This is a genomic window from Microcystis sp. LE19-41.2A (genome assembly GCF_027530405.1).
Taxonomy (GTDB): Bacteria; Cyanobacteriota; Cyanobacteriia; order Cyanobacteriales; family Microcystaceae; genus Microcystis; species Microcystis aeruginosa.
This window is the reverse complement of record NZ_JAPZQJ010000484.1, coordinates 1-5,793: the sequence shown is the minus strand read 5'-3', so window position 1 is coordinate 5,793 and position 5,793 is coordinate 1. Positions and strand designations below refer to the sequence as shown.

Annotated in this window: 4 protein-coding genes and 1 pseudogene; 4 read left to right on the top strand and 1 reads right to left on the bottom strand. The window is 48.9% G+C overall.

The window, feature by feature from the left end; all coding sequences use genetic code 11:
- Positions 1–178 precede the first annotated feature (178 nt).
- From O9290_RS20530 to O9290_RS20515, 4 genes are all read left to right on the top strand, one after another.
- Entirely contained in the window at positions 179–763 is a 585-nt protein-coding gene (locus O9290_RS20530; protein ID WP_002763315.1) for a DUF3727 domain-containing protein, read from the top strand.
- Positions 764–1,083: 320 nt separating this feature from the next.
- Positions 1,084–2,085 (top strand): circadian clock protein LdpA, encoded by a 1,002-nt coding sequence (gene ldpA / locus O9290_RS20525; protein WP_002763316.1) that lies wholly within the window; start codon positions 1,084–1,086, stop codon positions 2,083–2,085.
- A 117-nt stretch (positions 2,086–2,202) separates the two neighbouring features.
- Positions 2,203–3,948, top strand: a complete 1,746-nt coding sequence (locus O9290_RS20520) for a R3H domain-containing nucleic acid-binding protein (RefSeq protein ID WP_502846471.1) — start codon at positions 2,203–2,205, stop codon at positions 3,946–3,948.
- An 11-nt stretch (positions 3,949–3,959) separates the two neighbouring features.
- The gene (locus tag O9290_RS20515) at positions 3,960–5,366 is read left to right on the top strand and encodes a hypothetical protein (RefSeq protein WP_288055543.1); all 1,407 of its coding nucleotides are present in this window, start codon (positions 3,960–3,962) and stop codon (positions 5,364–5,366) included.
- Between the two features lie 18 nt (positions 5,367–5,384).
- Here the strand turns inward: O9290_RS20515 and O9290_RS20510 are convergent.
- Positions 5,385–5,591 (bottom strand): annotated as a pseudogene (locus tag O9290_RS20510) (IS200/IS605 family transposase); the annotation flags it as partial.
- Positions 5,592–5,793 lie beyond the last annotated feature (202 nt).

Sequence of the window (5,793 nt, the reverse complement as noted above, 5' to 3'; positions counted from 1 at the left end):
GAAATGGGGCGAAAGTCTGTGGACTCTGTGTAAGACAGTACATGGTTTTTTAACTGTGGTATGCGACGGTGGTGGAAGCAGAAACTTAAATCGTGAGGTTTAGGAATCGCCGCACTTTTAGGGCGGCGAGGATGTCAACTCATGATATTCTGATTCAATCAGTAGCGTTTGAGAGCCTATGTCCCCATCTCAATTTAATTTTCAAGAAAACGAACTCGAAGAAGCGGATATCATAACCCTCTGGGATGAGCAAGGTCGATCGCTGGACTGTTATATTGAGAATGCCTATGAAACCGATGATCTCACCTATATGCTTCTTGTCCCCGTGGATACCCCGGTGATGATTCTAGCTTGGGATGAGGAATCGGAGGAAGAAGAATCTGATGCCTTCTTAATCGAAGATAGCGAGGAAATCGAGCGGATTTTCGCCGATGCTAAAGCGGTTTTAGCAGAATTAGACCTATTGCTCAAATCCACTGCCCACACCTTGACTGTTAGTGGTGAATTACCGCCCCTAGAAGAAGATAATGTTCTCAGTTTAGAAATTGATGGCGATGAACCCTCCTCGTCATCAGAGCCGGAAGAATTGCAATTTCTCGCCAGTTTCTTTTCGGAAGACCAAAAATACTCGATTTACAGTCCCCTAGCTCCTTTGTTATTCTTAGCCGTCGGTGATGCGGAAGGGAAAGTTGAATTAGTTTCCCCCGATGATGACGGTATGGGACCAATTCTAGAGGAACTTTTGTTTGATGAACTCGATTAATTACACGATCTTACCAAATCCGCCGACCAAAATTTGTGAGCAATCTAGTGACAGTATATCTTTCGGGATTTTATTATCCTCGTGATTAAAACGGATTTGGTATTTTTTTCCCTAAATTAATTACACATTTTCCTAACCACTGACGAACCTATTATCTATCGGATAGGCTGCTAGCCTCTGCTTGCTGGCAAAAGTGAGGGGCAGCCTCAGACAGGCACTAATGCCAAAGGAAGAATTAATAATCAGTCTTTAGTCAGAAGATTTGGTATCAGAGCAGCACAAGGCTGACGTTTAGGGGCTGGCTGCGATAGGATAAAAAAGTGCTAGATAAAAACTCCTCTCCCTTCTGGTCCTTAGTTGCGGGTCACTGGTTCAAGCTCATCTGTGGAGCTAGTTACCAGGATTTGCCCACGATTCGCAACCTCGCTTTGACCTATACTATCGCCGGGGCCGATTGTATTGATGTGGCCGCCGACCGAGCCGTGATTGTTGCGGCCCGCGAAGGCATCGAAACCGCCGAAAAAATCGCCGGATTCCCCCCAAATCGACGACCTTGGTTAATGGTCAGTCTCAACGACGGGGAAGATCCCCACTTTCGTAAAGCTGTCTTTAACCCGCAACTCTGTCCGGTCGATTGTCCCCGTCCCTGCGAAAAAATCTGTCCCGCTTATGCTATCGATAGGGGAGGAGTAATCGAACAGCGCTGTTATGGTTGCGGTCGCTGCTTACCCGTTTGTCCCCCGCAAATAATCGAGACAATATCCCGTGTCTGTCAACCCGCAGAAATTATCCCCTTAATTATCGAAATGGGAGTCGATGCGATCGAAATTCATACCCAAGTCGGTCATCGAGAGGAATTTGCTCGACTCTGGCAAGCGATCGCACCTCTAACTAAAAACCTAAAAATCCTCGCCATAAGTTGCCAGGATGATCAGCAGATCATTGATTACCTCCACTATCTGCGAGAAACTATTTCACCCCTAAGCTGTCCTCTGATTTGGCAGACGGACGGCCGGCCGATGAGCGGCGATATCGGCAAAGGAACCACCCACCCGGCCATTAACATGGCCAAAAAAGTCCTCTCCGAAAATCTAACCGGATTTGTGCAGTTAGCTGGGGGAACCAATGACCATACCGTGACCAAATTACAGCAACTGGGACTGAGAGAAAAAATCGCTGGTATTGCATCTGGAAGTTACGCCCGTTCATTGATTTTGCCAATTTTAGAGCATTTAGACCAGCCTAACCTTGAAAATGACCCCCAAGCCTACCAAGAAGCCGTTAAAGCTGCTTCTATTCTCGTTGCTCAATTAAAAGCCTAGCCTTGGTCAAAAAACTATAATATTTTTTTAATTGACAACTAACCCCTAAATGTGTTAGACCCCAAGAAAATCTTGGCAATAAAAACAGCCAATTATCGCCAAAACCTTTTACTATTAATGCCAGAAACCCTACCCTCCTCTCGGATGCCAGTTACCGACGATTTAAACAAACTCTTGGCAATTCTACCTGCGCGGATTCGCGGCAAAATCGAGGAACACCCGCGGCAGCATCAACTGATCGAAGTAGTTATGGATTTGGGACGCATACCAGAAGCGCGTTTTCCCGATGGGGCGATCGATCTGGGGGACGAACCGATCTCAAAAGAAGAAATCCAGTATTCGATCGCCCGGGTGGGCAGTTTTAGCGGCGATAATCGCGCCGGGATTGAACGCACCCTGCACCGCATCAGTGCCATTCGCAATCGAGACGGGGAAATTATCGGTTTAACCTGTCGTATCGGTCGGGCCGTTTTCGGTACGATCACCCTGATTAACGACCTAGTGGAAACGGGTAAATCCCTGCTGCTGCTCGGTCGTCCGGGGGTAGGGAAAACCACCGCTCTCCGGGAAATAGCCCGAGTTTTAGCCGACGACCTCAATAAACGGGTAGTGATTATCGACACCTCCAACGAAATCGCCGGGGATGGAGATATTCCCCATCCGGCCATCGGTCGCGCTCGTCGGATGCAGGTGGCCCGTCCGGAATTGCAGCATCAAGTCATGATCGAAGCGGTGGAAAACCATATGCCAGAGGTGATCGTGATTGATGAGATCGGTACGGAATTAGAAGCTCTGGCCGCTCGCACGATCGCCGAACGCGGGGTGCAGTTGGTGGGAACCGCCCACGGCAATCAACTGGAAAATTTAATTAAAAACCCGACTTTATCGGATTTAGTCGGGGGAATTCAGGCAGTAACTCTCGGAGACGAAGAAGCGCGCCGTCGGGGTTCTCAGAAGACCGTTTTAGAACGCAAAGCACCGCCCACCTTTGACATTGCCATCGAAATGTTGGAACGTCAGCGCTGGGTCATTCACGAGGACGTATCCACCACGATCGATCAACTGCTGCGGGGACGGGAAGCAATTGCCCAAATCCGTTGGGTAGATGAGGAGGGGAAAGTACAAGTCGCTCAGGAAGAACCAAAATCGGAAAACTTGACCCCTTTGCGCGGCAATTATCTGCCGGAAATGGATAAACCCAAGGGATGGCGGGCCGATGGCCGGATGACTCCCGTGGCCCGTTTCCCTGCGGGCCCCCTCAACCGGGAAAACGATTTCGATCGCCTCCTCGAACAATCTTGGCTGCAGGAAGAACCGGAAACGGAAAAAGTCCGCGTCCCCGGTCCCAATGGCGAAGATTGGCCGGTTTATGTCTATCCCTACGGAGTCAGTCGCGCCCCGATCGAACAGGTAGTACAGGCCCTAGATTTGCCGATCGTTTTGACCAAAGATTTACAGGGGGCCGATGCGGTGCTGGCCCTGCGTTCCCACGTTAAAAATCAGTCAAAATTGCGTCAAATTGCCAAAGTAAGACAAATTCCCATCCACGGCATCAAATCCAATACCCTGCCCCAAATTTCTCGCGGTTTAAAGCGGATTTTGGGCATTGATGACCCGATGAATCAGGAAGGTGCAGATCTGCGTTTATTTGCCCGCAGCGGTAGTGATGACGAGATCGAAGCTTTGGAGGAGGCCCGGTTAGCGGTGGAACAAATCGTTATTCCCACCGGCCAACCGGTGGAGTTACTGCCGCGATCGGCGAAAGTGCGGAAAATGCAGCACGAATTAGTGGAACATTACCGTCTCCAATCCGATAGCTTCGGAGAGGAACCGAATCGCCGTATTCGCATCTATCCAGCTTAGGAGTCGGGAATTTGCAGCGACGCACGCTCATCATTCTAGGTACAGGGGCGGCGATCGGTGCGGCGGCCCTCCGGATTATCCATCGTCCCCAATCGGCGGCGGAATTGCGCGCCAAAATGCCCCTAGCTGAAAGAATTAAGCTCTGTCTCGATCTGGCTAAGATTAAACTAGCGACCACGATCGATTATCTCGATAGTTATGCCCGTCGGGGCATTCTCTATCCCTATCTTACCCATCCAGAGCCATCGGGTTTTACTTTCTTCAATTGGCTACGGAGGGGGAATAGTCCCACCCCCGGCACTTGGAAGTTGGCAAAGGCCAATTTTTGGGCGGCAGGGGCTTTTGCTGCTTTATTATGGAAAATTGCTGACTTAGAATCAAAACCTATGGATGCGGGATTTTGGTCAGCTGCCGCGAAAAAATGGAGCGATCCCTTAAAAGAAACCAGTTTGAAGAACAAAGACATCGCTCTTAATAATGTACTGGTGTTTGCCCCTTGGTTTGAGTCGGGACAGGGCCAGGAAAAACAGACAGCTTTAGAGATAACTTTACGGGGGGCCAGACAACTAGCGCAACCTTTTCAGGATGGTAAAGGGAGTTATCACACCGATATCGGGACTTTTGGCTGGTTACGCAAGGCCGATCGCACCGATCAGCAAGAACATTGGCAGGTTTTTATCGACCATACGATCAATATAGAACAAATGCTCTGGGCAAGTCTCCACAATCCTGACCCCAAGGAGGCAAAAGATTGGCAAGAAAAGGCCCTTTCCCACATCCGCACCATTAGCCGCACCTTTGGGGCTAACCGTCGCCCGGGTAAAACGGGAACTTGGCAAAGAGGCTATTTTGATCAAAATGTCAACTCTCCCACCTATAGAAATTTCTTATTTAATGAGGGAAAACAGGGCTGGCGCGATGATAGCACTTGGTCCCGGGGTCAAGCTTGGTTTATTTATAGTGCCACGACGGCCTATATTTACACCGGCGATCCGGAAATGTTAACCATTGCCAAGGATGCCATTAATTATTATCTGGACAATTTGCCCGATCGCTGGCCCGGTGGACAAAGACGCGCCGGGGATTTTATTCCTCCCTGGGACTTTGATTATGCCTTGCAAAAAAATGGCGCTACGGAAAAGGATTCTTCGGCAGCGGCGATCGCTGTGGCGGGGATGATTCGCTTATTAAAAGCTTTACCCAGCAGTGATCCTAGTTATGGAACCTATCGAGAGGCGATCGATAATACTCTCTTGAATTTGACTTCTTTTGCCTATTTTCCCGACGAAACCGCCCCAGAGATGAGTTTATTGCGTCATGGTTGTTATCATCATCCCGCCGCGATTCAACCCAGCCAAATCTATCTCAAGGTCGCGAGAGGACTCCCGTTAAACCGCTACGCAGTTAACGGGAGATGAATCGCCACCAGAATAAAACTAACGCGGTAGGGTTTCCACTTTCGGGTAGTTTTGGTTCTCAACGTATTTTTTTAGTTGTTCGATGGTAACACCTCCACAACTAGCCACGAAATAACCTCCCGTCCAAAAATAAGGTTTATTGTCGAAATACTTTGCCGCCAAATCCGGAAATTCCTTTCTAATTAAGCGACTACTAACTGTTTTAAGGTTAGCGATTAGTTGGGTCCATGATTGTAATTAGGGCTTGCTGAAAAAGTTTTTCCTGGGGGCAGGGTGTGGGGTGTGGGGTGTGGGGTGTGGGGTTTTATCGATTTTCAGGTGGTCAACTACCTAATTTTCAGGGAAAAAGTACCTGAATTTTCCCCCCAATCACTCCAATGGTCGGCACTTTTTGAGGGAAAAAAAGTCTAAAAACCTTATCCAACAA